Here is a 23,014-nt window from a genome sequence, read left to right as displayed (position 1 = left end):
GTTACGTTTGGCCCTCAAAAACTGGCAGAACCACCTTAGCGCACAAGCCGCCAGTTTCCCCGTTTAGCAATTCTATCGTGCCACCGTGCGACTGGATGATCGTACGTGCGATCGACAGCCCCAAGCCGGTTCCGCCAGTCTCTCGCGAGCGGGATGTTTCAAGCCGCACGAATGGGTCGAATACCGCATCGAGCATATGCTCGGGGATGCCGGGCCCCTGATCCTGGATCAATATTTTTGCCTCATTCCCCTCTTGCATGACTGAGACGTTGGCCCGGGCACCATACCGGCAGGCGTTTTCAATGATATTGCGCAGAGCTCGCTTCATCAGCATCGGCCGAAGCGTGACGGCCGGATTGTCTGCGACCGATACTTCAACCGTGTCACCGGCTTGCACAATGTCTTCGGTCGTTTTGGTTACGAATTCACCAATTGGGACGGTACTGGAAGGTTCGCGCGTGGCCACGCCCTTGGCAAATGACAGGGTGGAGTCCACCATCTCCTGCATTTCCTCGATGGTCTCGATCAGATGGTCACGGGTCTCCTCTTCCTCCACCAGTTCGGCGCGAACCCGCAATCCCGTCAGTGGCGACCGCAAATCGTGACCCAGCGCCCCCAATAGTCTGGTCCGATCGGCAACATAGCGAGTCAGCCTATCACGCATATGGTTGAACGCCTGCGTCAAATCTCGCACCTCGGTCGGACCAGAAACCGTCAGTTCCTGGACGTCTTCACCGCGACCAAACTGGTCTGCAGCCAGTGACAGGCGGCGCAACGGGCCGGTCAGCCGTGTCAGTAGAAACCAAATGGCTGCTCCAAGAATTAAAGTTGCAGTGAAACCGAAGCTGACGAAGGACTGCAAAGGCCATTGCAGAGGAGGGTTATGGAACCGGGTATCCACGTTGAGCCATTGATCGGTCGTCAGAGCGATCGACAGCTGCATTTCAATTGCGGAAACGTGATCACGCATCATTGCCATGTGCATTTCAGCCATTGTAGACGGAACACCTTCAACCGGCAGCATATCGGGAGAGAACTCATGCAACTCTACCCGGATGGGACGGTTTTCATAGCCTGGCAGAATTCTGCGGATTGTGTTTTCGACCGTCCCACCAGCGCTATGTCCGGTGTGATCGACTGCGGGCGTATCTGTAAGGCTGAAACGCACCAGTGGAGAACTTGCCGCCCGCAGGATCGCGTCGTGCATCTCGGGTGGAGCTTCTTCAATCAGCCGCGCGATGTTTGCGGCGCGTCCGGCGGTTTCCAGGCCAAGGGCCATGTGCACTGCCATTGAGCGTTCGTCGACGAACAGCCACAGGCTGACCAGTTGCGCGGCAGCCAGCGCGGCGATGATCAAAAGGATAAGCTGACCGCGCAGACTTTGGGCAAAGGCTTTCATCCCGTAAGCTCGCTCACGTCGGTCGACAGGCAATAACCGCCACCTCTTATCGTGGTGATGAGCTTCGGCCGCGTTGGGTCAGCTTCGATCTTGCGACGCAAGCGGCTGACCTGGTTGTCGATCGTACGGTCGAACAAGTGCGGGCTGCGGCCGGCGGTCAAATCCAGCAGTTCGTCTCGCGACAGGAGTTTGCGGGGCCGCTGCAGGAATACGGCCAGCAGCCGGACATCGGCGGTGGTCAGACTTTCTTCGGCCCCTTCGGCGGATATCAAGGTGCGACTGTCGGCATCCAGAACCCAGCTTCCAAAGGCGATCCGTTTGCCGCTCAGATCGCCAGCCGGGGGGACGGTGGTTTCGGAACGCCGCAGGATCGCCTTGATCCGGGCCAGCAATTCACGTGGGTTGAATGGTTTGGGCAGGTAGTCATCGGCGCCGATCTCTAAACCCACGATACGGTCGGTGTCATCGCTGAGGGCTGTCAGCATCAGGATCGGCGGGCCACCGGCCGCGGACAGGCGGCGACAGACCGACAATCCGTTTTCGCCCGGCATCATGATGTCGAGTACGATAAGATCAATCCGACCGGCCGCCAGTCGTGCGTCCATCTCGGTTGCGTCGCGCGCGGTACTGGCGCGCAACCCATTCTTTTCCAGATAGCGGCTGACAGCATCACGGATTTCGCGGTGGTCGTCGACAATCAAGATATGTGGTGCTTCAGTCATGGCGCAATCATAAGCCCCGGCGCGGTACAAATCCCGGCTTTTTTGTATCCCTTTGTATCAGTTGGGCGGGCTGCGACACAACGATACAAACCGGGTTGAGCAGGGGGGTGGTGGCGCGACCGAGGGCGGCCATATGCTTTGTGTAGAAACAAAAACCCGAGAGGTGAAAGTCATGAAACGTACCTTCACGCTGGCCGCTGGAGCCATTGCCGCGACTTTGATGGCGCTGCCCGCGCTTGCCGCCGGTCAGCATGGCAGCAGCGCGCAGATGCAGGGCCATGAGGGCGGCATGATGCAGGGTGCGCCCGGCGGCATGATGGGCGATCACGCAGGCATGATGCAAATGATGGTGAAAATGCATGGCCAGATGATGGGCGGCAACTGGCTGGCGGTTCTGGACATGGACGAGGACGGTCGCCCGAGCGAATCTGAGATCGCCGAAGGTCTGAAGGCCCGGATGCAGGCGCATGACGTCAATGGAGATGGCAACCTGTCGATTGATGAGTTCGAAGCGCTGCATTCCGGGATGATCCGCGAAACCATGGTGGACCGATTTCAGCATCTTGATGCCAATGGCGATGGCGTTGTGACCACAGGGGAAATCGAGAAAGGCGCAAAGACGATGTCGCCGAAACACGGCATGAAGGCCTCGAAACCTGTGACAAAGGCTTCTGAAACCAACAACTGAAACGCAACCGTGTAGCCGGGTCATCGCACTCGGCACAAACCACTGAGGAACAAAGCGATGATGGGCTATGGCGCTGGAATGGGGTTTGGAATGATCTGGATGTTGCTGATCGCAGTGTTGATCGTTCTGGCGATCGTAGCGCTGATCAAATACATCGCTAAGTGACCTCGGAATCCGTCACTCCCGTTTAGGGGTGGAGGGCTATGTCATAGGAGGAACGAAAGCTGGAGGGCCTGCACAGCAATAGCCGTTTGGTTTTCATCGCGGTTTTGATCGCGTTGCTGATCGCCACCATCTGGTTGTGGCTGTCTGGCGCGTTGGACGCAGGACTATCGCGCGAAGTCATTACTGCGTGGGTGGATTGGGCCGGCCCGTTCGGACCCGTTGTCATCATCGGCTTCATGACAGCCGCAGTGGTTGCCAGCCCAATCCCCAGCGCTCCGATCGCTGTCGCTGCCGGGGTGGCATATGGGCATGGGCTGGGAACCGCATTGGTTGCTATCGGAGCGGAGTTGGGGGCGCTGCTGGCGTTCCTGATAGCCCGTTGGTTGGGGCGCGACGCGCTGCGCCAGTGGTTCGGCGACAAGCTGGACTTGGGGTTGCTTGGATCGCAGAATGCCCTGATGTTGACCGTGTTCACCAGCCGCCTGATGCCTTTCGTTTCTTTCGACATGGTCAGCTATGCCGCCGGTCTGACCCGACTTCAATTTTGGCGGTTCGCACTGGCCACCTTGGCTGGACTCCTGCCGGCCAGTTTCGTTCTGGCCCATCTGGGCAGCCAGATTACCGAAACCGCGACAGGCGGCACCAGCCTTGCGGTTATCGGGCTTGGGCTGTTGACGGGGGCGCCACTTATCTGGTTGGCTTGGAAACGCAAGATGCCTGTTGGCTCTTCAGACCACGAATTGAGCCAGATCAATGCGACCGGTCCAAGCGGCCCTAAACTGTTGGAGAATGGAGGAAACCCTAAGTGATCCGCGCACAATGGATATCAACTGCGACACGGACGGCCCGAGCCATGGGCCGGCTGCAGGTCCTGTTGATCTGTGCGTTGGTGGTTTCGATGCTGATCTCTGTTGTGCCGTCCCATGCCGGGCATGACATCGCGAAGGCCGCCACCCAGGCCGAGCTTGTGATCGATGACAGCGGTGGGTATCCCGCGTCTCATCCATCAGAAGAATTAGACTGCTCAGTGCACCCGGGCTGCTATGCGATGGCAGTTATGGCGGCACCTGAATTGCTCTCGATGCGTATTGCTACGCCCGTGGCGCCAGAACGGTTCCGGCCACGCGCAAGCCTGCCGGTCGCACCACTACCACATCCGCCAAACCTGTCCTGAACGTGACCGGCAATGGCTCCGGAATCGCTCCGGGGTCTTGCCCAAGCCGTTGATTGCGGCCCAACTCAGTTCAGGACACTTACCATGCTTACCATTCTGTACTTTTTCGTCACGGGCGTGGTGCTATTCGCACTGTTGCGCCTGACCTGTGGCCCCTGTGTGATGGGGACACAAGAACATCATCCCGGTGTTCCGGTGACAACCCTTGGCTGGGCGCTCAGCCTGTTTCTGGCCGCAACCTACCTGCTGTGCGTGGCCTTTGACCTGATCTTTCCAAGTTTTGCCATGTACCGGGCTTGGATCGGCCTGATGCCCGGAATGACTTGGCTCAGCCTGCCCTCATTCCTGTTGGGACTGTTATGGGCGTTTCTCTACGGCTGGTACGCCGCGTTGCTGTTCGGCGGACTGTTCAATGTCTTTGCGGCTCGCACAAAACTCAACTGATTGAAAGGACAAAGCCATGAAGGCCATCGCTCTGACCCTGCTTTTGACGCCCTTCCTGATGGCCGTCATCTACCGGATTTTTCTGCACGTGCCCGCCAATGCGCGCGTTTCAGTTGACGAAAGGAAACCTAAATGACCCTGTTCAATCTGGCCGCAGGCCTGTCCGTCGCAGCTTTGACTGCGCCTTCGCTCACGCTGGCGGCAACCGTGTTCATTCCCGAAGGCAGCGCGGACTCGGTTCTGGTGATCGACTCCGAAACCGGCAAGACCGTCGAGCGGCTGCCGAGGCTCGTGGCGGTCCATGGGCTGGCCGGCGCGCCCGGCTTTAAGTACCTGGTCGCGGGCAGCTACGCAGAAACCGAGGCCACAACGCCACCAAAACCCGAAGGTATGTCCAAGGATGAACACGCTGCGCACCACGCCAAGCGCGATGTCACTGCGTTGCCCAAAGACAAGGGGCGGAGCCTGCTGACGATCCTTGATGCGGAAACACGCGAGGTCGTCCGCCAGATCGAGGTTCCAGGTGCGGTGCATCACACTGCGGTGTCGCCCGACGGGCGGTTCGCGGTGGCGACCCATCCGGGCGGTGACGGTATTTCGATCGTCGATCTCGATAAGCTCAGCTTCCTTGGTTTCGTAGCAACCGGGCCAATGCCCAACTATGCGGTATTCGCGCCTGACGGCGACAGGGTCTATGTCACCAATACCGGCAATGGTACACTTAGCGAAGTGGATGTCGTCAAAGGCTTCGTCGTACGCAACATGCCCGTCGGCGAAGGCCCTGAGCATCTTGTACTTAACGCCACCGGCAGCGCCGCCTTCGTAGCCGACAGTGATGGTGGCAAGGCCTTCCGCGTAGATCTTGCCAGCGGTTCTGTCACCGAAACCTATGACATTGGAGGCGAGTTGCACGGGATCGGCCTGTCCGACCGCGAGGGCGTACTGTTCGTGGCCGCCAAAGGCACCGACCGGTTGTTGTCGATTGATCTTGCTACGGGCAAACAGCGCTCGACCAACCTGTCACCGGCACCTTATCACCTGACGACCATACCGAACTCAGGCAAAGTGATGGTATCAAGCCGAACCGAACCGAAGGTCTGGATCGTCGATCAAGTCAGCCTGACGGCTATTACCGAAATGCCGATACTGGGTGAGGGCCACCAGATGGTTGTTCTGCCCTGAAGGACTGTGCCCGGCATTGCGTAATTAAACGGCTCTACGACCAAAGCTTAAACCAGGGAGCAGAACATGACAGAAGACCACGACATCAGAATCCACGCGAACGGCCCGACCGAGGTCGCTTACGTCTGCCCCATGCATTCTGACGTGCGTCAATCTGGGCCCGGCGACTGTCCCAAATGCGGGATGCACCTTGTGCCCGAGGGCGAGGTGGATGCGCATGCGCATCACCACCATTCCGCGCATCATGGCGCGACGGACGAGAACGGTGAATATGACATCGTTCCGACAGGCTATGACGGACCCGTATATACCTGCCCGATGCATCCGCAGGTGCGGCAAACCCATCCCGGGTCCTGTCCACTCTGCGGCATGGGGTTGGAGCTGGAAAGCGCGGCGATGGTGGACGAGGGGCCGAACCCGGAACTGGTGGATTTCACCCGGCGCCTATGGGTAGGTGCGATTCTGACGCTTCCACTTTTGGTTTTCACGATGGGCCCCTACGTTGGGCTGTCTGGTGTGCGAGAGATTTTTGGTGAGCGAACAACCCTATGGATTGAACTGATACTTGGCACTCCGGTTGTTCTTTGGTGCGGTTGGCCATTTCTGGAACGAGGGTGGAATTCGTTTCGCACCATGAACCTGAACATGTTCTCGTTGATTGCCATGGGGGTTTCGGCCGCGTGGCTGTTCAGCGTTGTCGCCGTATTGATGCCCCACATATTTCCGGACGGTTTTCGAGATTCAGAAGGCCATGTTGGGGTCTATTTCGAAGCGGCCGCAGTTATCGTTACACTTGTTCTGCTCGGGCAGGTGATGGAACTGCGGGCACGCGAAGGCACAGGAAAGGCAATCCGCGCTTTGCTGGACATGGCCGCAAAGACCGCCCGCATTATCCGCCCTGACAGCAGTGAAGAGGAAATTCCGCTTGAAGAAGTACAGGTAGGTGACCGCCTTCGCGTACGCCCCGGCGACAAGGTGCCAGTAGACGGCATTGTACTCGAAGGGCGCTCATCTGTTGACGAAAGCATGATCTCTGGCGAACCGGTTCCGGTCGAAAAGGTACAAGGCGAGCCGGTCACAGGGGCCACAATCAACGGCACCGGTAGCCTTGTGATCGAAGCAACCCGAGTGGGCTCTGACACAATGCTGTCCCAGATTGTCGAAATGGTGGCCAACGCGCAACGCTCGCGCGCACCAATTCAGAAATACGCTGACAAAGTGGCGGGCTGGTTTGTACCGGCGGTCATAAGTATAGCTGCGCTGGCCTTTATTGCATGGGCAATTTGGGGACCGGCTCCGGCGCTCTCCTACGCCTTGATCGCAGCGGTGTCGGTACTGATCATAGCTTGCCCGTGCGCGCTTGGCCTGGCCACTCCGATGTCGATCATGACGGCCACGGGGCGCGGGGCGCAGGCCGGAGTGCTGATCAAAAATGCCGAAGCGCTGGAGCGGTTCGAGAAGATCGATACTTTGATCGTCGACAAAACTGGCACGCTGACCATGGGCAAGCCAAAGCTTGTGGCTGTATTACCCGAACCTGGCCATGACGAGGTCGAGGTGCTGCGGCTGGCCGCAACGCTGGAGAAGGGCTCGGAGCACCCGTTAGCTGAGGCAATCGTCACAGGAGCCGAGGAACGTGGCGTAGCCCTGTCCGACGCCAGTGACTTCGAGGCGGTGACTGGTAAAGGCGTGAAAGGCACGGTGGATGGCCGCCCCGTCGCGCTCGGCAATCTGAAACTGGTCACCGATCTCGGACTCGAGGCGGCCGAACTGACGGCCAAGGCCAATGCGCGTCGGGATGACGGCGAAACGGTGATGTTCGTGATGCTTGATGGTTCAGTGGCGGGGTTGGTCTGCGTCGCCGACCCGGTCAAGGAAACAACACCAGCCGCACTCAAGGCGCTGCACGAACTGGGTTTCCGGATCATCATGGCGACTGGCGACAACGAACGCACTGCAAAGGCGGTGGCCGAACGTCTGGGTATCGATGAGATTCGAGCCGACGTACTGCCCGAGGACAAGGCCCGCATAATTCGCGAACTGCAGGAGAAAGGCGCAAAGGTCGCCATGGCGGGTGACGGAGTGAACGACGCACCCGCGTTAGCGCAGTCCGATGTGGGCATCGCCATGGGGACCGGTGCCGACGTGGCGATCGAAAGTGCAGGCTTCACGCTGGTCAACGGAAGCCTTGATGGCATCGTGCGCGCCCGTAGGCTGGCCCGCGCTACCATGCGCAATATCCGGCAAAACCTATTCTTTGCCCTGATCTACAACGCCTCGGGCGTTCCGGTGGCGGCGGGTCTTCTGTTCCCGCTTTTCGGCATCCTGATCAGCCCGATGTTTGCGGCCTTCGCTATGAGTGCTTCATCGATTTCAGTGGTGTTGAATGCGCTGCGATTGCGGGGGGCGAAGATTTGAGCACGCACGAGCATAGTACCCACGGCGCCAGTGGCGCGCTGAAGCCCGGATCAATCTCGCTGACCGGAGCCGTCGCCATGGGGACCGGCGTGATGATTGGCGCTGGGATCTTTGCACTTACCGGACAGATCGCCGGGCTGGCGGGGCCATGGTTTCCGCTGTCCTTCGTGGTCGGGGCCGTGGTGACGGTTTTCAGCGCCTATACCTATATCGCCATGTCCAACGCCTGGCCCTCATCAGGCGGCATCGCCATGATCCTGACCAAGGCATATGGGCCCGGGGCGGTTGCGGCGGCGGCCTCGCTGCTGATGGCACTGTCGATGGTGATCAACGAAAGCCTCGTCGCGCGTACTTTCGCGACCTATGCGCTCCGCCCGTTCAACATCGAGAGCGGACCGCTGGTGTCTTTGGTCGCTGTTGCGCTGATCGTCTTTGCCTATGCGGTGAACCGGTCGGGCAACCGGTCGGTGGGGTTGTGGTCGATCATCATGTCGGCGCTCAAGATAGGCGGGATCGCAATATTCGGCATCGCCGCACTTTGGGCTGCGGGCGGAACCTGGCAGGTTCAGGGCTCGGAACCGGCCGCGCCGCTGGGGTTCGTCGCCTCGGTAGCCCTGTCGATCCTCGCCTTCAAGGGCTTTACCACCATCACCAACAGCGGGGCCGAGATCGTCGACCCGCACCGCAATGTCGGGCGCACCATCATGATCTCGATCGCGATCTGCGCGGTGGTCTACCTGCTGGTCGCCCTTGCCGTCGGTGTCAGCCTGCCGCCCGAGCAAATCCGCGCGGCGCAGGACTATGCCCTGGCCGAGGCTGCCAGGCCGGTGCTGGGGCAGGGCGGGTTCTACCTGACCGTGGCGCTGGCGATGGTGGCGACGGCCTCGGGGCTGATCGCCAGCGTTTTCGCTGTGTCCCGGATGCTGGCGATGCTGACCGACATGAAGATGATCCCGCACAGCCATTTCGGCATGACGGGCAGCATCCAGTCTCACACGCTGATCTACACGGTCGTGATTGCGGGCCTGCTTGCGGTGTTGTTCGACCTGTCTCGCATCGCCTCGTTGGGGGCGTTCTTTTACCTGGTGATGGACATGGCGGTGCATTGGGGTGTCTGGCGACGCTTGCGCGGTCAGATCAAAGCCCGTGGATGGGTCTTGCTGACCGCCCTGGCGCTGGACTGCGTAGTCCTGACCGCGTTCACAATACTCAAGCTGCGCTCCGACCCGATGATCGTAGTATATGCCGTTGCTGGCATCGGCTTGGTCTTCGTCTATGAGCGCATCTTTCTCAAACAATGGATCATCGAAAAGGAGACAAATCAGCTATGACCCAATCAAATTTCGACGAAACCCGCGCCACACAGGAGACGACCGAAAGGGTCAGCTCTGACGTAACGGCCGAAGCGCCCAAAACCGAAGATCAGACGGCCAACGGTGCCAAGCGTAATTGGCTCCCGGTTGTCATTGCGATCGCGTTGGGCGCCGCTGTTCTGGGCTGGGAATACCGCGAGACACTCTATCCTTTGCTCAGTTCTCCGTTGCTGTTCTTGCTGGTCTGCGTGGGCATGCATTTCTTAATGCATCGCGGCCACGGCAAACACTGAGAACGGCGCCCTGTATGGCTGGCGGCTTTGCGGCAAGAACACTGCGCAACAAGGAGCAGCAACGGCCAACTGATCAGAACAAATTTGTAACCCAATAAGGAAGGGAAATTGCCATGTTAGCAAATCCAATTCGGAGAGCAGCAACTGAACTGCACCTGACGGCCGGTGCACTAACTGTAAAGGCATTGCACGGTGACACCGACGAAGATCACTCTGATGAATAGGGAATGGGGCATCGCGGTGAAGAAGAGGACCAAGGCGACTGATCCACCTCGTCCGAGTCCTATCATTCGATGAACCCGTCCTGACGCACAGGAGGAACAATATGTCTGAATTTTCTGAAAGACAGGCACCTTCAGAGCCTGAAACTCGGCGCGATTTCTTATACTTCGTCACCGGCGGTGCCGCCATCGTGGCCACGGGCGCGGCGGTCTGGCCACTTGTTAACAGCATGAACCCCAGTGCAGACATCTCCGCCCAAGCCGTTGTCGACATAGATCTTGAAGGTGTCGGACCAGGAACGAGGATCACTGTTAAATGGAAAGGCAAGCCGATCTTTATCGACCACCGGACTAAAGAGCGGATCGCGCTGGCGATAGCAGAAGACGATGCACCAATGATCGACCCGCAACCTGACGCCGAGCGCGTACAGCGACCGGAATGGCTGGTAGTTATTGGCGTTTGCACCCATCTGGGATGCATACCACTCGGGCAGGGCGGCAGCGAACCCACCGGAGACTGGGACGGTTGGTTCTGTCCGTGTCACGGTTCACATTACGACACGTCTGGCAGAATTCGGAAAGGCCCCGCGCCCCGCAACCTCGATCTGCCCCCTTACGAGTTCGTCACCGACACACGGGTCAAAATTGGGTGACGGCGCGGTGAACTTTGTTCAGAGGCGCGTGCCTCACCAAGTTCGTTTGTCAGTCCTCGAATATCCCTCGATCAGCGCCGCGATGCTATGTGGCGGAATTCGACATGTACCCCGCTTTCTGGAGTTTTCGAGAAGAGACCTCGCCGTCATGTTCTGAACGGAACAATTCTAATCGCTGCGCTCAACGTTTTCTGCTTCGCCCATGTTTAGACATGCCATCTTGCCTTTTGACAGGATCGCATCTGAATTGCGGGTTGAGAGGAAACGCTTTGGTCCTGAACAAGGTGCTATTTCAACCCCGTGTCAGCCGCGCGGCGATCGCGACCTGTCCCAGCGCGGCCAGGATCGCAGCGATGAACACGGCTTCGATGGCGATCATGCTGACCACCACACCGCCCACAAGCGGCGCCAGCGCCGCCGGGGCCGCAAAGCTGTTGAACCACGCGGAATAGGCCGGGCGGCGGTCGTCGGGCGAGATCTCCAGCAAATAGCCGAGATAGCCGATGGTCACCCCGTTCATCATCGCGCCGATCAGGAAGAACAGCACCGCGAAACCGGTCAGCCCCGAACCCGTGACCACAAGCAGCAAAACCAGCACCGGAGGTCCGAGACGCACCAGTGCCACTATCCCCAGCAGGCGCAATTTGCCCGCCTGGTCTCCGATGTGGCCCCAGAGCGGATTCGAGGCCAGCGCGCCGACAGTCTGCGCCGCCAACAGCGTTCCGACATCCGCCGCCCCGAGGCCGCTGCGGCTGGCGGCAACGACATAGAACGGCAACGCCATCAGCGTCGCTGCACCAAGCCATTGGAAGATCAGGAACAGCCGGAACCGGTGGTCCTGCCGCAGCGTCGAGAAACCTTCGCGCAGAAATCCAGACAGATTGGCAGGACGGTCCCGTGGCGCCCTTGCAGCGGTAGCGGGCTCACCCGCGGAGACAAAAAGCGTCGCAGAGACGATCATCAGCACCGCGCCGAGCCAGAAGATCAGCGCATAGGCCCTGAGCGGCGGCATCACGTCGAGCGCGTGTCGCAGAAAGCCCGCCACCAGAACCGCCAGAACACCGCCGCCGAAAAAGCGCCAGGCCAACATCCGGCTGCGGCGCTCGGACGGGATCGCCCGGCCGACGATGTCGTTGTAGGGCACCGCGACCACGCCGCTGACAAAGGCATAGACCGTCCACAATCCCAGCATCCCGAGCGCCAGCGGAACCGGAGGCCAATCGACCTGAGGCCAGTCGGCCCCCCACCACAGAAGAATACCGATCATCGCGACCGTGATCGCCCGCCCATAGGCACCAAGGGCGTAGAACGGCATCCGCCGATCGGTGCGCTCGGCGAGGTAGCCCACCGCGAACTGGGGCAGCAGCCAGCCAAGACGCAGGACCGTGCTGGCATAGCCCACGGCCAGCGCGCTACCGGTCAGCATATGCACCAGACTGGCCACCACCGTCGCGCTGTCCACCGCCGCCGACCCGCCCTGAAACACCGCACCAGCACCGGCGATGCGCCAAAATCTCGTGTCTTCGGGATTACGCCTTGCCATTCGCCGCCTCTGCCTCCGCCCGGGCGCGGCGGATGTCGATGCCGCTCTGCCACAACACCGTCAGGCCGATCCCGACCACCAGAAGGATCGTCAGCACATAGTTGAACAGGATCATCAGAAGGGCGGTTTCGTCCGGAACGCCAAGCACCTTGAGCGCGAACCCCGCCCCAAAGACAAAGCTCGCCGGGATGCGCACGAAACGACCCAGAACCATGGCGAACCCGGCAAACACCATCAGGAACAGGTAATCCCACGCGCTCAGCACCACGCCAACCGCCAGCCCGGCCCACAGGAAATGGGTTGTCGCCACCAGCTTACCCGCAATGGCTGCGGCAATGGCGGCGACGCGGCGGGCCCGTGCCTGTGGCCAGACGATCCCTTCACCGAGCGCGGTGCGCAGATACGCGCCATCGGCCCCGATGCGGGCGGCAGCCCAGTCGAAGAGTCGGCAGACCAGAGGGTCCTCGCTCAGAAGTGACGCGCGGAACCGGAACAGAACCCAAAGCAGGCTGCCGAAAAGCATCAGGTTCAACAGGCCCGCAACGCTCAATCCCAGCCGCAGGTCACCCTCGATCTGTGGAATCTGGCCGGCGGCGGCCACCGCTCCGGCAAAAAGGGCGAAAACGACGCCGTCGAGGAACCGGGCGATGATCGCGGTTGCAAGCACGGTCGCCATCTTCAAGCGGTCGAGCCGGGCAACCAGCCAGGCCCGGACCAGCGGGCTGATGCCGAGCGGGACAAGGACATTTGCGCCATAACCTGCCAGTAGCGCCCCCGTCAGCCGCAGGGTGCCGACGGGTTTCACGTCGAACAGGATCTGCCGCCACTTCCAGCCGCTCATCAGCTGCTCCAGCAGGATGGTGGCGGCAAGAATCGCGATCCAGAACATGTTGGCTCCGCGCAGGCCCTGCAGAAACAGCGCAAAATCGAGGCTGCCGTAGAGCGCAAACACCAGATAGAGCGCCAGGGCGGAGCCGAATATCGGCAGCAGCCACCGTTTCAGGAAGGTCCGCATTTGACATCCTCGCAACTACCAAGACCTCAATGTTTTAACCTCCGTATCATGATACGGTGTCAAGATGACGGTGACGGAGGGAGACCGCGATGCAACCACTCAAGATCGGCCAGGCCGCGCGCGAGACCGGGATAGGCGTCGAGACGATCAGATTTTATGAAAAGAAGGGCCTTGTCACTCAGCCGCCGCGCCCAATTGACGGCGGCGCGCGGGACTATGGTGGTGACACGCTTTGGCGGCTGAAATTCATATCCGGCGCTAAGAAGCTCGGATTTTCGCTGGCAGAAATCGCGGAAATTTTGGAGTTGCGCACGGCACCAAATACCGAGTGCGTCGCGATGCAGGCCAGAGCGCGCAAAAAGCGGGACGAAATTCAGGAACGGATCGAAGGGCTTGCACGGTTGAGGAACAATCTGGACGAGCTGATCGCGGCGTGTCCGGGGCGTGGTGGAATTCAGAACTGTTCGATCGTGGGCGCCATAGAACGCAGCAGTGAGAAATAGGCGCAATTCCGGCCTTGAACGGAGGGTAGCGGCGTTGCTTGCGAACCGGGTTATTGCCAAGCAGGACCCAGAACGGCAGGTGCAGCGAAAAAAGGAGAGCGAGGGTTCCGCTTCCGAGCAGAGTTTGCGCCAGATCATTGTGAGAAATCCCTGCGTCGCCCAGAAAGCCATATCTGATGAGTGTCGGAGGGTGACGGACAAGTCGGCCCTGTAAATGCGGTCCAGCTTTTATCCTACCGGTGCGATTTTATATCGGTTTAAGACAAGTTTACCCAAGAGGGAACATGACAATGAATAACCTGAGCCGCCGCCGCTTGATGCAAGGAGCCGCGGCAATTGCGTGCAGCGCGGCGCTTCCCGCCTTCGCGAAAACCGGTCCCTCAATCCATGTCCTGAAGGATCCGAATTGTGGGTGCTGCGGATCGTGGATCAAAATCATGCGGGCGGAAGGTTTTGAAGTAGGCGTGGAAAACAGTGCTTGGGAGGCCTTGAACGCTTACAAAACCGCCAATGGGATTCCGGAGGGCATGATGTCATGCCACACGGGTCGCGTGGAGGGCTACATGATCGAAGGACACGTCCCATCCGCTGACATTCGGCGCCTGCTGGGCGAACGCCCGAATGCTGTCGGACTGTCGGTTCCGGGAATGCCTTTCGGCTCACCGGGCATGGGGCCGGAAAGTGAACGCGAAGCCTTCGACGTCTTTCTGATCCGCAAGGATGGAACCACAGAGGTGTTCGCCAGCTACCCGGCCGCATAATTTCCCGATGGCGCTGGCAAGATCCTGACAAACACGGCGCTCGCTTCTGCTGCCTGGTTTACGTGACATTCTTCACGGCAAACCAGTTGATCCGTGACTTCACGCCTGCCTTGTCCTACCGGGCAAGTTCCAGCCTACGGTGAAAAAATACCTGCGTCCGCAAAGCCTGATGACCGGCTTTGCGGACAAAACCGACATCCCGGTCGCCGTATCAACCGCAGCATTTGTCGCCCGCCTGAATTGGCGGGCATGGGGCCGATCCGTAGGAACAGTAGACGCAGCAATCGCCGGGAAGTGGCTTCAGGACTTTTCCGCAAGATGTGCATTCGTAGAACCACTGGCACGCGTCTGTTGGCATCGTTTCAGGCCTTGAATGTCCACATTCCGGGCAGATGATCGTGCTGACAAGGTTCGGGTGCTTTTCACTCATGGCGTCACATCAAGGTTATCAGGAAATCATTTATTCGGATTTCGTTGAGCACGATAACCCAAGCGATGGCCGTCAACGCAAAACTGCCTGTCAGCCACCATTTGAAGCGGTCGAGCGAACCACGGCGATACGCGACGATGCCAGAGAGAAACAGCAGGGCCGTCGAACCGCCGAGCACGTAATAACTCGCGGCGGCGATCTTGCCGAATACGGCCAGCCAGCTCCCTCCCAAGCCAAGCAAAATCAAGGCCATCGGCAAGATGCAGCAGGTCGCAACGCCAAGTGCGGTAAACGATCCAAGAAAGCTTGCGCCAACAAACTTGCTCATGGTCAGCTTTCTCCGGCTTTGACGAACTCGAGCGGAAGCCGGTTCGACTTCCTCGATTTTTGCTTCGCGCGGTATGTGAAATTCGACATCATGACCGACAACATGCACCCTGTAGTAGCTACAGGTTCAAGGGAAAGGTCATCACATGATTGCGATTGGCGAAGCGGCGAGATTGACCGGTCTGTCGGTCGAGACGATCCGCTACTACGAACGGGAAGGCATAGTCGAGAAAGCCGGTCGAACCGCCTCGGGACGCCGCGCATACACGGAACGGGAAATCTCCGAGCTCAGATTCATCAAACGCTGCCGCGATCTTGGCTTTACCATTCAGGGTGCATGCGCACTTCGCGAATTGTCCAAAGCGCCCGAGCAAGCTTGTCGTGACGTCGAAGACGTCGCAACAAGACATCTCGACAACGTCAGGTCAAAAATCGCCGCCCTCCAACGGTTGGAGCAAGCACTGGCAGAACTTGTGCAGACCTGCACCGAGGGTACGGCCTCATGCCCCCTGCTAACGGCGTTGCTCAACGAGCCTATCGCCAAAGAAAAAATAAACGACACCTAATTGCAACGCCCGGAAAGGATCGAATCTGGCCAACTCAGTTTGCGGAAAGACTACAATGCGGCTCAAATCCGGCTCGCTCATCATTACCCACCCCATGCCCGAACTCTCTGCCTGTCCTCATCGCAGGCGAGAGTGACATTCCTGAATTGCTCATGGGTGACATTTGAGCTTTGCGGCTACAGATTGCGGAAGCATAAGTGAAATTATGTGAAACTTGCCCCTGCTCACAATTTTGCAAATCAAGCGGTGCACGTGGGCCGAACTCAGAGATGCCTGATCCACACGCATTGATCCCGGTTGGGTCCAAGTTCTTCGAGGATCCTTTCAGCATCCAGATTGAAGTCTTTGGCAATTTCCTGGACCTGAACCGCCTGAAAGCTATCCAAGTTCCGCACCGTTCGACCATCTTCAAAGGTGATCAACTCGTGTGATCTTCCAGACCAACGCACGATCCCGCCGCAAAGGGTCTGTCCTTCAACATCCGCAAGTTCGGCGACCGGGTCGGCAAAGAAATCGGTCCATTTAAGAATACCTGTGCTGACAGCTCTCGCCACTGCTTGTTCCGTTGTCCGGCACTTGAGTTTTGTGACGATCGAAGACGTCAAAGCATGCACCATCCTGGAGGAGAGCCCCGTCTGGCCAGCAACTACGGATGGGATCAATCCTGATGCGAGCATCTTCAGAACATCCATCTCCTGATCGGACAACGCATCCGTAGGAAAGTTGAAAACTGTATCAATCACATCGAGCGCGAGTAGATGCAGGACCTGCGCTTCGTGGCGAAGGGCAGGGAGCATACTCCCGACCAAGGCGTCCCAGTCGGATCGGCGCAGGTTGGAGGTAACCGTAAAGACACCACGCTCCCCAAACGGATTGATAACCGGAATGGATAGTCCGTGCTGACCCACACCAAATTTTCTCGCTGCATCGAATAGCGGTGCGTGTTCACGCTGATCATCAAACACAGCCCAATCAATTGGTGCGATCATTGCGGCGCCAAACCGGATGAGGGGATCGACCAGGACCATGTCGTTGTCGACGTAGTGCCTGACCCATTCGGCCGGGAACGTGGTGCAGCCGTGGACAACGTTGTGATGCTTGTCGATATGGGCGTAGGACGCATTCTCCAGTCCGAACCTCGAACAAATTTCCTGAAGGCGCGCCTCCCCGGTCTGCCTGAAATCCAGTTCAGAATTGCCAATGTCCGCGATTTTCATAGATCGTCTTTCTGTTCCGCGTTGCCGTCGAGGCCGCTTAGCAACCTAAAGCTGAACAAACCACTCGGGAATTCCCGTAGCCAATCATGCATTTGAATACAGTTCTGTTCTGGAGGCGGAAACGGAGCGAAAACCTGCCGATGAGACACATGAATTGGAGAAGCTGGCGGCTCATAACCCGGCACGGCTAAAACCCGCTGCAGTGATCTTGCGGAAGCCCGTCTTCCTCCTCTCGGGCTCTACGCGCCAAAAGCCCCATGAAACTGGAAATCAGGTTCAGTTCACCGCGCTCATCTGCGTGCACCATACCGCGCAGATATCCGCCCGGATTAACCACTGGCGGCAACCGTGGATCGCTCAGCCTCGCGTCTGTGATCAACCCGGCCAGGATTGCACCCATCACGGTCAATCGGTCAATCGCCGTACGCCAAGCCGAGGCATTGGCGCCGATCTCCGACAATCGCGACCAAACGCCGGTCTCAATCGCGTAGAGCGACGGGCTGGAATTCTGATCTCCGCCACCCGCGATATCGATATGCATGCGCAGCTCGGGTGAGGCCAGTTCATATAGGATGCGGTTATTCACCCGCGGTAGTTTTTGGGCCTTGCGCGATGCCGTATCTGTCGGATGATTGCTTTCTAAGCAATGCGGAGGGCCGTCAGGCCCGGAGCCGGAACAATCTGGTTCCGAGGCTTTTGCCGAGGACATTGAACTCTCGCCATCGGCGTTACAGGACAGAATTGTTTCTTCAATTTGGTCTTGTATATGGCACCCGAAACAAGCTTCGGGTTCACCCGAAATTTCACCGGGTTTTGCGACATGCTCTTCGATCCGGCTCCAAAGGTCGTAAGCCGCCTGAACATGTAGCTTGAGCGCCTCCAGCGTCATGTATTTCAACTTGTCGGCGCGCGGCCAGGATCGAAGTTCCTCCTTCATGCCTTCCAGACTTTCAGGAGGGCAGGGGAGTAAGAGAAGCACGGCCAGACTATGTTTCACATATCGGTAAAGCCGTGATCGATCCCCGCGCAGCTCGTCCTGTTCTTTCTTCTCGGCCTTGCTGCGCACGTCCGCATCGCGCATCTCGGGAATGAGGTTCAGGGCAGGGGTCAGGAAGAGTCCAAGCTTCTTGCGCTTACAGCGCGCGCCATTTGCGCCAAGCCTGCGTTCGATCAGACCAATCCTTTCCAGCTCACGTTCGTGATTGTGGATTGTCCGATCTGTCACGCCTCGCCCGGCAATGAGGGTTTCCTGGCGCGCGTAGCAAAAGGGTTCCTGAGACGGGTCTCGAAAAGCACATGGCGTAATCATATCGATGATGATCTCTAAGGTGCGAATACACTGGGCTGATGCGCCTCTGATCTGCGCATATCCCACGCAGAGCTGACGTAACCTGTCACGGTTCCAGCCCTCAGGAAGGCCGTTGTGAAAGCGAATATTATCGTGGTGATGGGCGGATGCGATCTGCCGAAAGCTCATGGATTTGGCCTCATTTGGCAAAGGTCAGTGTTGATATCGCGGCTTCGCGGGGCAGGGTGTTCGGAATGGTTCAACGGTCTCATGGTCTGCTTCTCATTGGGGAAGCAAGGCGGCTCGAACCTCAGCAAAAAGACACAGAAAAACCGTTCGCACAGATGCGTTTGTCCTTGTCAGTAATTTTGGAGTTTCCTATAAATCAGGTGATCAAACGTGACTTAAGAAGATCCCCGCTGAGGCCCCGCCTTGCGGGGGTTTTTGTTTCTGGGATTAAGTTTTTCCTCCGGGCCAATCGGCCTGGTTTAAAAATGCAGCTGGCGATTTTTGGTGGCATAGCCAGGAGCAACGCGTTGTACCGCAGGTCAGCACCTCAATATCGGATGAGTTCGTAGTCGCTGAACCCGAATGTGTCGGTCCACTCGACGCCAACGCCGCGGAAGTAGCTGGGAGGTTCACAGCGATTGCCCAGTGGCAGCCAGTAAGGGATTGGGGCAGGAGCGCGCTCGGACCAGCGAAAATTCGTATTATCGTCGTAGGTGCCAACCACAAGATCAAGCGAACGCTCGCAATCTCCCTCCCTTGAACGACGGCGATAGCTGTAGTGGCGCACATCCCAAACCCTGATGGATCTCACAACGTCGAAATCGGAAGAAGAAAGATCGACGCTGATCGGGGTGGCTTGGAAACCGTCACCGTATTGGCCGTGATGTGCATCGATCCTTCCTATCGAGATCGCTGCGTCTACCAGTATTGGCTTAGCGGTGTCATCCGATGGAAGCTCTGGAACTGGGCTAGCACTGGTGCGCTTGATGGCTTCCAACCGTTCCATAGGACCCAAGTCCGAGGGGCTGTGTGACGTATTCATCGGACAGCGCCAGAGTTGAAGCGGCGGTTCGACCGGGTAGGGTGTGATGCGCCGAATGAACTCCGCCTTGGCTGCGACGCAATCAGCCGAACTTGGCCAACCCCCGGCGAGGCAAAGGAATATGGCACAGTCAATTGGATAGGCACGAGCCTGCGTGGCTGGCAGTGCAGCGAGTGCAACTGCAAGGGCCTTCGCGCGAGTTCGATTTCCGGATTTTGAGTGTTTCAAGATGGTCTCTCCTGCTTGCGAATCGCCTAAGCAATATCCGGCCAATATATTTCTGACAATCCAATATCGTATATTGGCGGGTTTTCTTATATTGACGTAGATTGTGTTTTAGTCCACAACTTTTGGATGTAGAAGACGGCCCATAGGGGGTCGTCATGGCGGACAACAAGAGACAATACACTGTGGTAACCATCGAGATGGTCCGGGGCCTGAAAGAGGATCAGGTTCCCTTTACATGCCGCTACGAATTTATCGGACTCGCTTCCCTTGGACGACCTAAGTACCACTGCATTTACAGCTCGCCGAACTATGTCGGGGCCTTGTGCAAGTCGAAGATCTCTCGAGCGGGCGCTGAGCCCAGAGAGTTCGATCTTTGGCCGGGCCTCTTCAAGCATCATCAGGAATTTGGTGATGGGCGCATTCTCTGCGTCAAATCAGACTATACGATCGAGTCGATTACCCCAGAGGGTCTCGAAGCAGCTCAGGCCCTGGACGCGAAATCCAAAACCTGATCGGTCACGTTCGAGAACCCGGCTCATCAAAATGCTGGGGCAGGGCGCATGAAACGGCTCTTGTTTCTCAGCGCTGCACTCGCGTCCTTGTTCATTGCTGCAGTTTGGATTGAACCAGCTAGGAAAACAAAGACTCTCGGCGCATCCGAGGTGATTGCCGTTGACGGTGACACGATCGACCATGGTGACGACCGATACCGGCTTATTGGGTTTGATACGCCTGAGACATTCCGGGCTCAGTGCGATGCTGAGAGAGCTTTGGGTCTACGAGCCAAGGACCGGCTGACGGAGCTCATCAACTTCGCGGGCGTAATTGAACTTGAGATTGAGCTGCACTTTGACGTCCACGATCGCTTCTTGGCGCTTGGGCGCGTGTCTGGACAGAACGTCGGGGCCATCCTGATTTCTGAAGGTCTGGCGCGCCCGTACTCGGGTGGCAAGCGCCAGTCCTGGTGCGGCTGAAAGAAAGGATAAAACAACGATTTATGACAGCAGAGAGAAACGACTAAGCAATAAGCAGTCCTGCCGATTGCGCCAACAATCGACAGGACAAGAAACGCCCTTAATCCATCCGGGCATTCCTCCAACATCAAGAGAGAACTGTACTATGGTAAAAACAGTAGTCCGAGATGCCGGTCCTAGATTGGGCAGCACCGCGACAGAGTCAATGGGTGCAAACCTAGACAACGCGTCTGCACCTCCGATCCCTTAGCGCTGTCTGACGATTGAGGCGCGCGGGACATCCGAACGTTCCAGCCAAAACATCTGACTAAGAGATCCGAACCAGACATTGGTCTTTTGCGGCGCCACTGAAGGTTCAGTGCTGTGTCCCAGCACCCGATTCCCCACCGCTCAGATGACCTGAAGTCGACCCCATAATAGTAATTATGTAAAAACTACTGACCTATTTTTTGAAAGGCGGAAAGGTGATCACAGTGGCCTTCGACACTATCGAAAGCAAGATTGATCGGCGCTGGGTGCCTGCCGCCCAGAGCTTCGAGCAAGCCCGTAAGGACATTCTCACCGTAATCCGCCACCTTGCCGGAGAACGGTCAACCATCAAGCGCGGAATGCGCGAATACTGGCTGGAAAGCGATGCCCGCGCCACGGCTTTCGGAATCGCGCTCGAAATGTTCCATGTCCTCAATGATCTTGAGTATGTCCGTGCAAATCGGCTCTACAAAGCCTTGAAGTTGCACGCAGACGTTAACAAGGCGTTGGGTCCGAAAGAGCTGTTCCGCTTTGCTTCACCGGAAAAGGCCGCTGCGCTCATCCAAAGCAGCAGCCGAGCAAACTATGCCAACTCATACGCAACCCTGAAATTCGGTTGCGACCTGTCAGGCACAATCGACGCCGACACCGCGCGCGACGTTCTGAACCGGCATGAAGCCCTTTGGTTCGTTTACCCAAACGCCACCTATCACGTTCACCTGATCCGTGAGGGTGTCTGGCTGGACATCGTTATGCCGCTTGAAGTGGTCGTTGAGCTGCGCCTTGAAGTGGATTTCGCAATGCAAATCCGACAAGCGGAACTTGATGCGCAGGGAGCTTTGTCATGAACAAGCCTGCGCGCAAAGTTCTTCCTGATCGTCGGCTGGCTGAAACACGCCGCGTTGAAACTCCGCAAGGGCACACTGCCTTTGTCACCATCGGGTATGATCCGGCGTCGCCAATCAAACCCCGTGAAGTGTTCTATAGCGGCGGTTTTCGCTCTGGCAGCGACCTCGAATACCATCTGCATGATCTGTGCGTTCTGATTTCGCTGTTGCTGCAGCACGGCGTAGCAGCTTCGTTTCTGTCGCGCTCTATCGCTCGCAAGACTTCGGCCCTTGGTGGCGAAGAATACGCAAGTCTCGCAGGCTGGTTGGTGGATGCTGTCAGCATTCCGCCGTCCTGGACTGATGAGTACGTGGCCGCGACCGGCGACGAACAGAACCCCTCCAATTCCTCGCCAACTCAAGCAAAGGAGAAATCCGAATGATCGCAGCAATGCGGCCCCTTCTGCTCGTCTCCACGGCATTTGTGGCGACCGGCGCAAGCGCCCAGGTCATCGAATACGAGCCGGATGGCAGCGTGTTTCTGAACGGTGCGCGGGCAGAAATCGTCAATGGCGTCGTTCGGCCAATCCGGATGCGTGAGTACACGCTTGACGAAAAACCGGAAGCGCCGAAGGCCAAGCCACAGGAAAAGATCGAGATTGCGGGCAAGGCACCGCGGCCTCGCAGATCCTCGGGCGGCTGGTCGCAGGAGCGGATCGTCAAAGAAATCCACGCAGCGGCGGAACGCCATGACATTCCGGCCGAGTTGTTCATGGCGCTGGTCTGGCAGGAAAGCCGGTATCGGGCTGACGCTCTGTCACCCAAGGGTGCCTATGGCTTCGCACAGCTCATGCCCGGAACGGCGAAAGACCTGGGCGTGAACCCAAAGAACCCTGCAGAAAATCTCGACGGTGGTGCCCGCTATTTGGCGGCGCAGTACCGCGAGTTCGGAACCTGGAAGCTGGCGCTTGCCGCCTACAACGCCGGGCCTCACCGCGTCGTCGAATACGGCGGCGTCCCCCCCTTCACCGAAACCCGCAATTACGTGCGGATCATCCTAAGCAAAGTGAGCACTTCCTCATGAAAAGAACCCACTTCTACCAGCAGATGGCGTTTTTCGCGATCACTGCGTTCATCATCACAGCAGCGCCCGCCTCCGCTGGCTGGCTGCAAGATGCCATTGGCGATTTCATCAACGAAACGCTGGCCGACTCGAAGGTCGTTGGCGTCAGCCTTGCCGCTGTCGGCTTCATCTGGGGCTGTCTCGCCTACGTGTTCGGCTGGGGTTCGCTGAAAGGCCCGGTAATCGCTATCGTCGTCGGCGCTGTTATCGGCCTCGCTGATACATTCATCGGAGGCTGAT

Annotated in this window: 27 protein-coding genes; 18 read left to right on the top strand and 9 right to left on the bottom strand. The window is 58.2% G+C overall.

Annotated features, from left to right (window positions below; all coding sequences use genetic code 11):
• Window position 1: 1 nt before the first annotated feature.
• Together GOV91_RS18445 and GOV91_RS18440 are read right to left on the bottom strand one after the other, a co-directional pair.
• The gene (locus GOV91_RS18445) at window positions 2-1,399 is read right to left on the bottom strand and encodes an ATP-binding protein (protein ID WP_050605707.1); all 1,398 of its coding nucleotides are present in this window, start codon (window positions 1,397-1,399) and stop codon (window positions 2-4) included.
• Entirely contained in the window at window positions 1,396-2,121 is a 726-nt protein-coding gene (locus tag GOV91_RS18440; RefSeq protein ID WP_170417925.1) for a response regulator, read from the bottom strand. The genes GOV91_RS18445 and GOV91_RS18440 overlap by 4 nt, the downstream gene beginning before the upstream one ends.
• A gap of 172 nt (window positions 2,122-2,293) precedes the next feature.
• On the opposite strand from GOV91_RS18440, the gene GOV91_RS22760 reads away from it, so the two are divergent.
• The 9 genes from GOV91_RS22760 (at window position 2,294) to petA (ending at window position 10,672) form a co-directional block, all read left to right on the top strand.
• The gene (locus tag GOV91_RS22760; protein ID WP_170417928.1) at window positions 2,294-2,809 is read left to right on the top strand and encodes a calcium-binding protein; all 516 of its coding nucleotides are present in this window, start codon (window positions 2,294-2,296) and stop codon (window positions 2,807-2,809) included.
• A 251-nt stretch (window positions 2,810-3,060) separates the two neighbouring features.
• Window positions 3,061-3,783 carry a TVP38/TMEM64 family protein gene (locus GOV91_RS18430; RefSeq protein WP_331252139.1) on the top strand — a complete coding sequence of 241 codons (723 nt, stop codon included), beginning with the start codon at window positions 3,061-3,063 and terminating at the stop codon, window positions 3,781-3,783.
• Entirely contained in the window at window positions 3,780-4,148 is a 369-nt protein-coding gene (locus GOV91_RS18425) for a hypothetical protein (RefSeq protein ID WP_157054266.1), read from the top strand. The genes GOV91_RS18430 and GOV91_RS18425 overlap by 4 nt, the downstream gene beginning before the upstream one ends.
• An 84-nt stretch (window positions 4,149-4,232) precedes the next feature.
• Window positions 4,233-4,592: a hypothetical protein gene (locus tag GOV91_RS18420; protein WP_152460765.1), complete on the top strand. Its 360-nt coding sequence runs from the start codon at window positions 4,233-4,235 to the stop codon at window positions 4,590-4,592.
• Between the two features lie 132 nt (window positions 4,593-4,724).
• Entirely contained in the window at window positions 4,725-5,774 is a 1,050-nt protein-coding gene (locus GOV91_RS18415; RefSeq protein ID WP_170417931.1) for a YncE family protein, read from the top strand.
• Window positions 5,775-5,906: 132 nt separating this feature from the next.
• The gene (locus tag GOV91_RS18410) at window positions 5,907-8,192 is read left to right on the top strand and encodes a copper-translocating P-type ATPase (RefSeq protein WP_170418025.1); all 2,286 of its coding nucleotides are present in this window, start codon (window positions 5,907-5,909) and stop codon (window positions 8,190-8,192) included.
• Window positions 8,189-9,523 carry an APC family permease gene (locus tag GOV91_RS18405; protein ID WP_255612171.1) on the top strand — a complete coding sequence of 445 codons (1,335 nt, stop codon included), beginning with the start codon at window positions 8,189-8,191 and terminating at the stop codon, window positions 9,521-9,523. The genes GOV91_RS18410 and GOV91_RS18405 overlap by 4 nt, the downstream gene beginning before the upstream one ends.
• The gene (locus GOV91_RS18400) at window positions 9,520-9,798 is read left to right on the top strand and encodes a DUF2933 domain-containing protein (protein WP_170417934.1); all 279 of its coding nucleotides are present in this window, start codon (window positions 9,520-9,522) and stop codon (window positions 9,796-9,798) included. The genes GOV91_RS18405 and GOV91_RS18400 overlap by 4 nt, the downstream gene beginning before the upstream one ends.
• A 325-nt stretch (window positions 9,799-10,123) precedes the next feature.
• On the top strand, window positions 10,124-10,672 hold the full coding sequence (gene petA / locus GOV91_RS18395; protein WP_050605700.1) for a ubiquinol-cytochrome c reductase iron-sulfur subunit: 549 nt from the start codon (window positions 10,124-10,126) through the stop codon (window positions 10,670-10,672).
• A 292-nt stretch (window positions 10,673-10,964) separates the two neighbouring features.
• Here the strand turns inward: petA and GOV91_RS18390 are convergent, their stop codons facing one another.
• A complete protein-coding gene (locus GOV91_RS18390) occupies window positions 10,965-12,215 on the bottom strand; it encodes an MFS transporter (RefSeq protein WP_170417937.1) in 1,251 nt (416 codons plus the stop codon).
• A complete protein-coding gene (locus GOV91_RS18385; RefSeq protein ID WP_170417940.1) occupies window positions 12,202-13,230 on the bottom strand; it encodes a lysylphosphatidylglycerol synthase domain-containing protein in 1,029 nt (342 codons plus the stop codon). The genes GOV91_RS18390 and GOV91_RS18385 overlap by 14 nt, the downstream gene beginning before the upstream one ends.
• Before the next feature lie 89 nt (window positions 13,231-13,319).
• On the opposite strand from GOV91_RS18385, the gene GOV91_RS18380 reads away from it, so the two are divergent.
• The gene (locus tag GOV91_RS18380) at window positions 13,320-13,733 is read left to right on the top strand and encodes a heavy metal-responsive transcriptional regulator (protein WP_170417943.1); all 414 of its coding nucleotides are present in this window, start codon (window positions 13,320-13,322) and stop codon (window positions 13,731-13,733) included.
• A gap of 284 nt (window positions 13,734-14,017) precedes the next feature.
• On the top strand, window positions 14,018-14,494 hold the full coding sequence (locus tag GOV91_RS18375; RefSeq protein WP_170417950.1) for a DUF411 domain-containing protein: 477 nt from the start codon (window positions 14,018-14,020) through the stop codon (window positions 14,492-14,494).
• 211 nt (window positions 14,495-14,705) lie between these two features.
• Here GOV91_RS18375 and GOV91_RS22755 read toward each other — a convergent pair whose 3' ends face one another.
• Entirely contained in the window at window positions 14,706-14,924 is a 219-nt protein-coding gene (locus tag GOV91_RS22755; protein ID WP_237215937.1) for a GDCCVxC domain-containing (seleno)protein, read from the bottom strand.
• A gap of 4 nt (window positions 14,925-14,928) precedes the next feature.
• The gene (locus GOV91_RS18370) at window positions 14,929-15,252 is read right to left on the bottom strand and encodes a hypothetical protein (protein ID WP_170418031.1); all 324 of its coding nucleotides are present in this window, start codon (window positions 15,250-15,252) and stop codon (window positions 14,929-14,931) included.
• A 145-nt stretch (window positions 15,253-15,397) separates the two neighbouring features.
• Between GOV91_RS18370 and GOV91_RS18365 the strand changes: the two genes are divergently transcribed.
• Entirely contained in the window at window positions 15,398-15,817 is a 420-nt protein-coding gene (locus tag GOV91_RS18365) for a MerR family transcriptional regulator (protein ID WP_170417953.1), read from the top strand.
• A 263-nt stretch (window positions 15,818-16,080) separates the two neighbouring features.
• Here GOV91_RS18365 and GOV91_RS18360 read toward each other — a convergent pair whose 3' ends face one another.
• The 3 genes from GOV91_RS18360 to GOV91_RS18350 all read right to left on the bottom strand — a co-directional run bounded on the left by GOV91_RS18360 (window position 16,081) and on the right by GOV91_RS18350 (window position 19,601).
• Entirely contained in the window at window positions 16,081-17,034 is a 954-nt protein-coding gene (locus GOV91_RS18360; protein WP_170417956.1) for a LuxR family transcriptional regulator, read from the bottom strand.
• A 187-nt stretch (window positions 17,035-17,221) separates the two neighbouring features.
• Entirely contained in the window at window positions 17,222-18,511 is a 1,290-nt protein-coding gene (locus tag GOV91_RS18355; protein WP_170417959.1) for a helix-turn-helix domain-containing protein, read from the bottom strand.
• Between the two features lie 367 nt (window positions 18,512-18,878).
• On the bottom strand, window positions 18,879-19,601 hold the full coding sequence (locus GOV91_RS18350) for a hypothetical protein (RefSeq protein WP_170602107.1): 723 nt from the start codon (window positions 19,599-19,601) through the stop codon (window positions 18,879-18,881).
• A 155-nt stretch (window positions 19,602-19,756) separates the two neighbouring features.
• On the opposite strand from GOV91_RS18350, the gene GOV91_RS18345 reads away from it, so the two are divergent.
• From GOV91_RS18345 to GOV91_RS18320, 6 genes are all read left to right on the top strand, one after another.
• Window positions 19,757-20,113, top strand: a complete 357-nt coding sequence (locus GOV91_RS18345) for a hypothetical protein (RefSeq protein WP_142638830.1) — start codon at window positions 19,757-19,759, stop codon at window positions 20,111-20,113.
• Between the two features lie 48 nt (window positions 20,114-20,161).
• Window positions 20,162-20,575, top strand: a complete 414-nt coding sequence (locus GOV91_RS18340; RefSeq protein ID WP_170417964.1) for a thermonuclease family protein — start codon at window positions 20,162-20,164, stop codon at window positions 20,573-20,575.
• A gap of 473 nt (window positions 20,576-21,048) precedes the next feature.
• Window positions 21,049-21,672 (top strand): hypothetical protein, encoded by a 624-nt coding sequence (locus GOV91_RS18335; protein WP_152460688.1) that lies wholly within the window; start codon window positions 21,049-21,051, stop codon window positions 21,670-21,672.
• Entirely contained in the window at window positions 21,669-22,094 is a 426-nt protein-coding gene (locus GOV91_RS18330) for a hypothetical protein (RefSeq protein WP_152460687.1), read from the top strand. The genes GOV91_RS18335 and GOV91_RS18330 overlap by 4 nt, the downstream gene beginning before the upstream one ends.
• Window positions 22,091-22,735, top strand: a complete 645-nt coding sequence (locus GOV91_RS18325) for a lytic transglycosylase domain-containing protein (protein WP_152460686.1) — start codon at window positions 22,091-22,093, stop codon at window positions 22,733-22,735. Before GOV91_RS18330 ends, GOV91_RS18325 begins: the two co-directional genes overlap by 4 nt.
• On the top strand, window positions 22,732-23,013 hold the full coding sequence (locus tag GOV91_RS18320; protein ID WP_152460685.1) for a hypothetical protein: 282 nt from the start codon (window positions 22,732-22,734) through the stop codon (window positions 23,011-23,013). Before GOV91_RS18325 ends, GOV91_RS18320 begins: the two co-directional genes overlap by 4 nt.
• Window position 23,014 lies beyond the last annotated feature (1 nt).

It is taken from the genome of Ruegeria sp. HKCCA6837 (assembly GCF_013034475.1).
Classification (GTDB): Bacteria; Pseudomonadota; Alphaproteobacteria; order Rhodobacterales; family Rhodobacteraceae; genus Ruegeria.
Note: the sequence above shows the minus strand (reverse complement) of the source record. Positions and strands in the feature narration are given on the sequence as shown.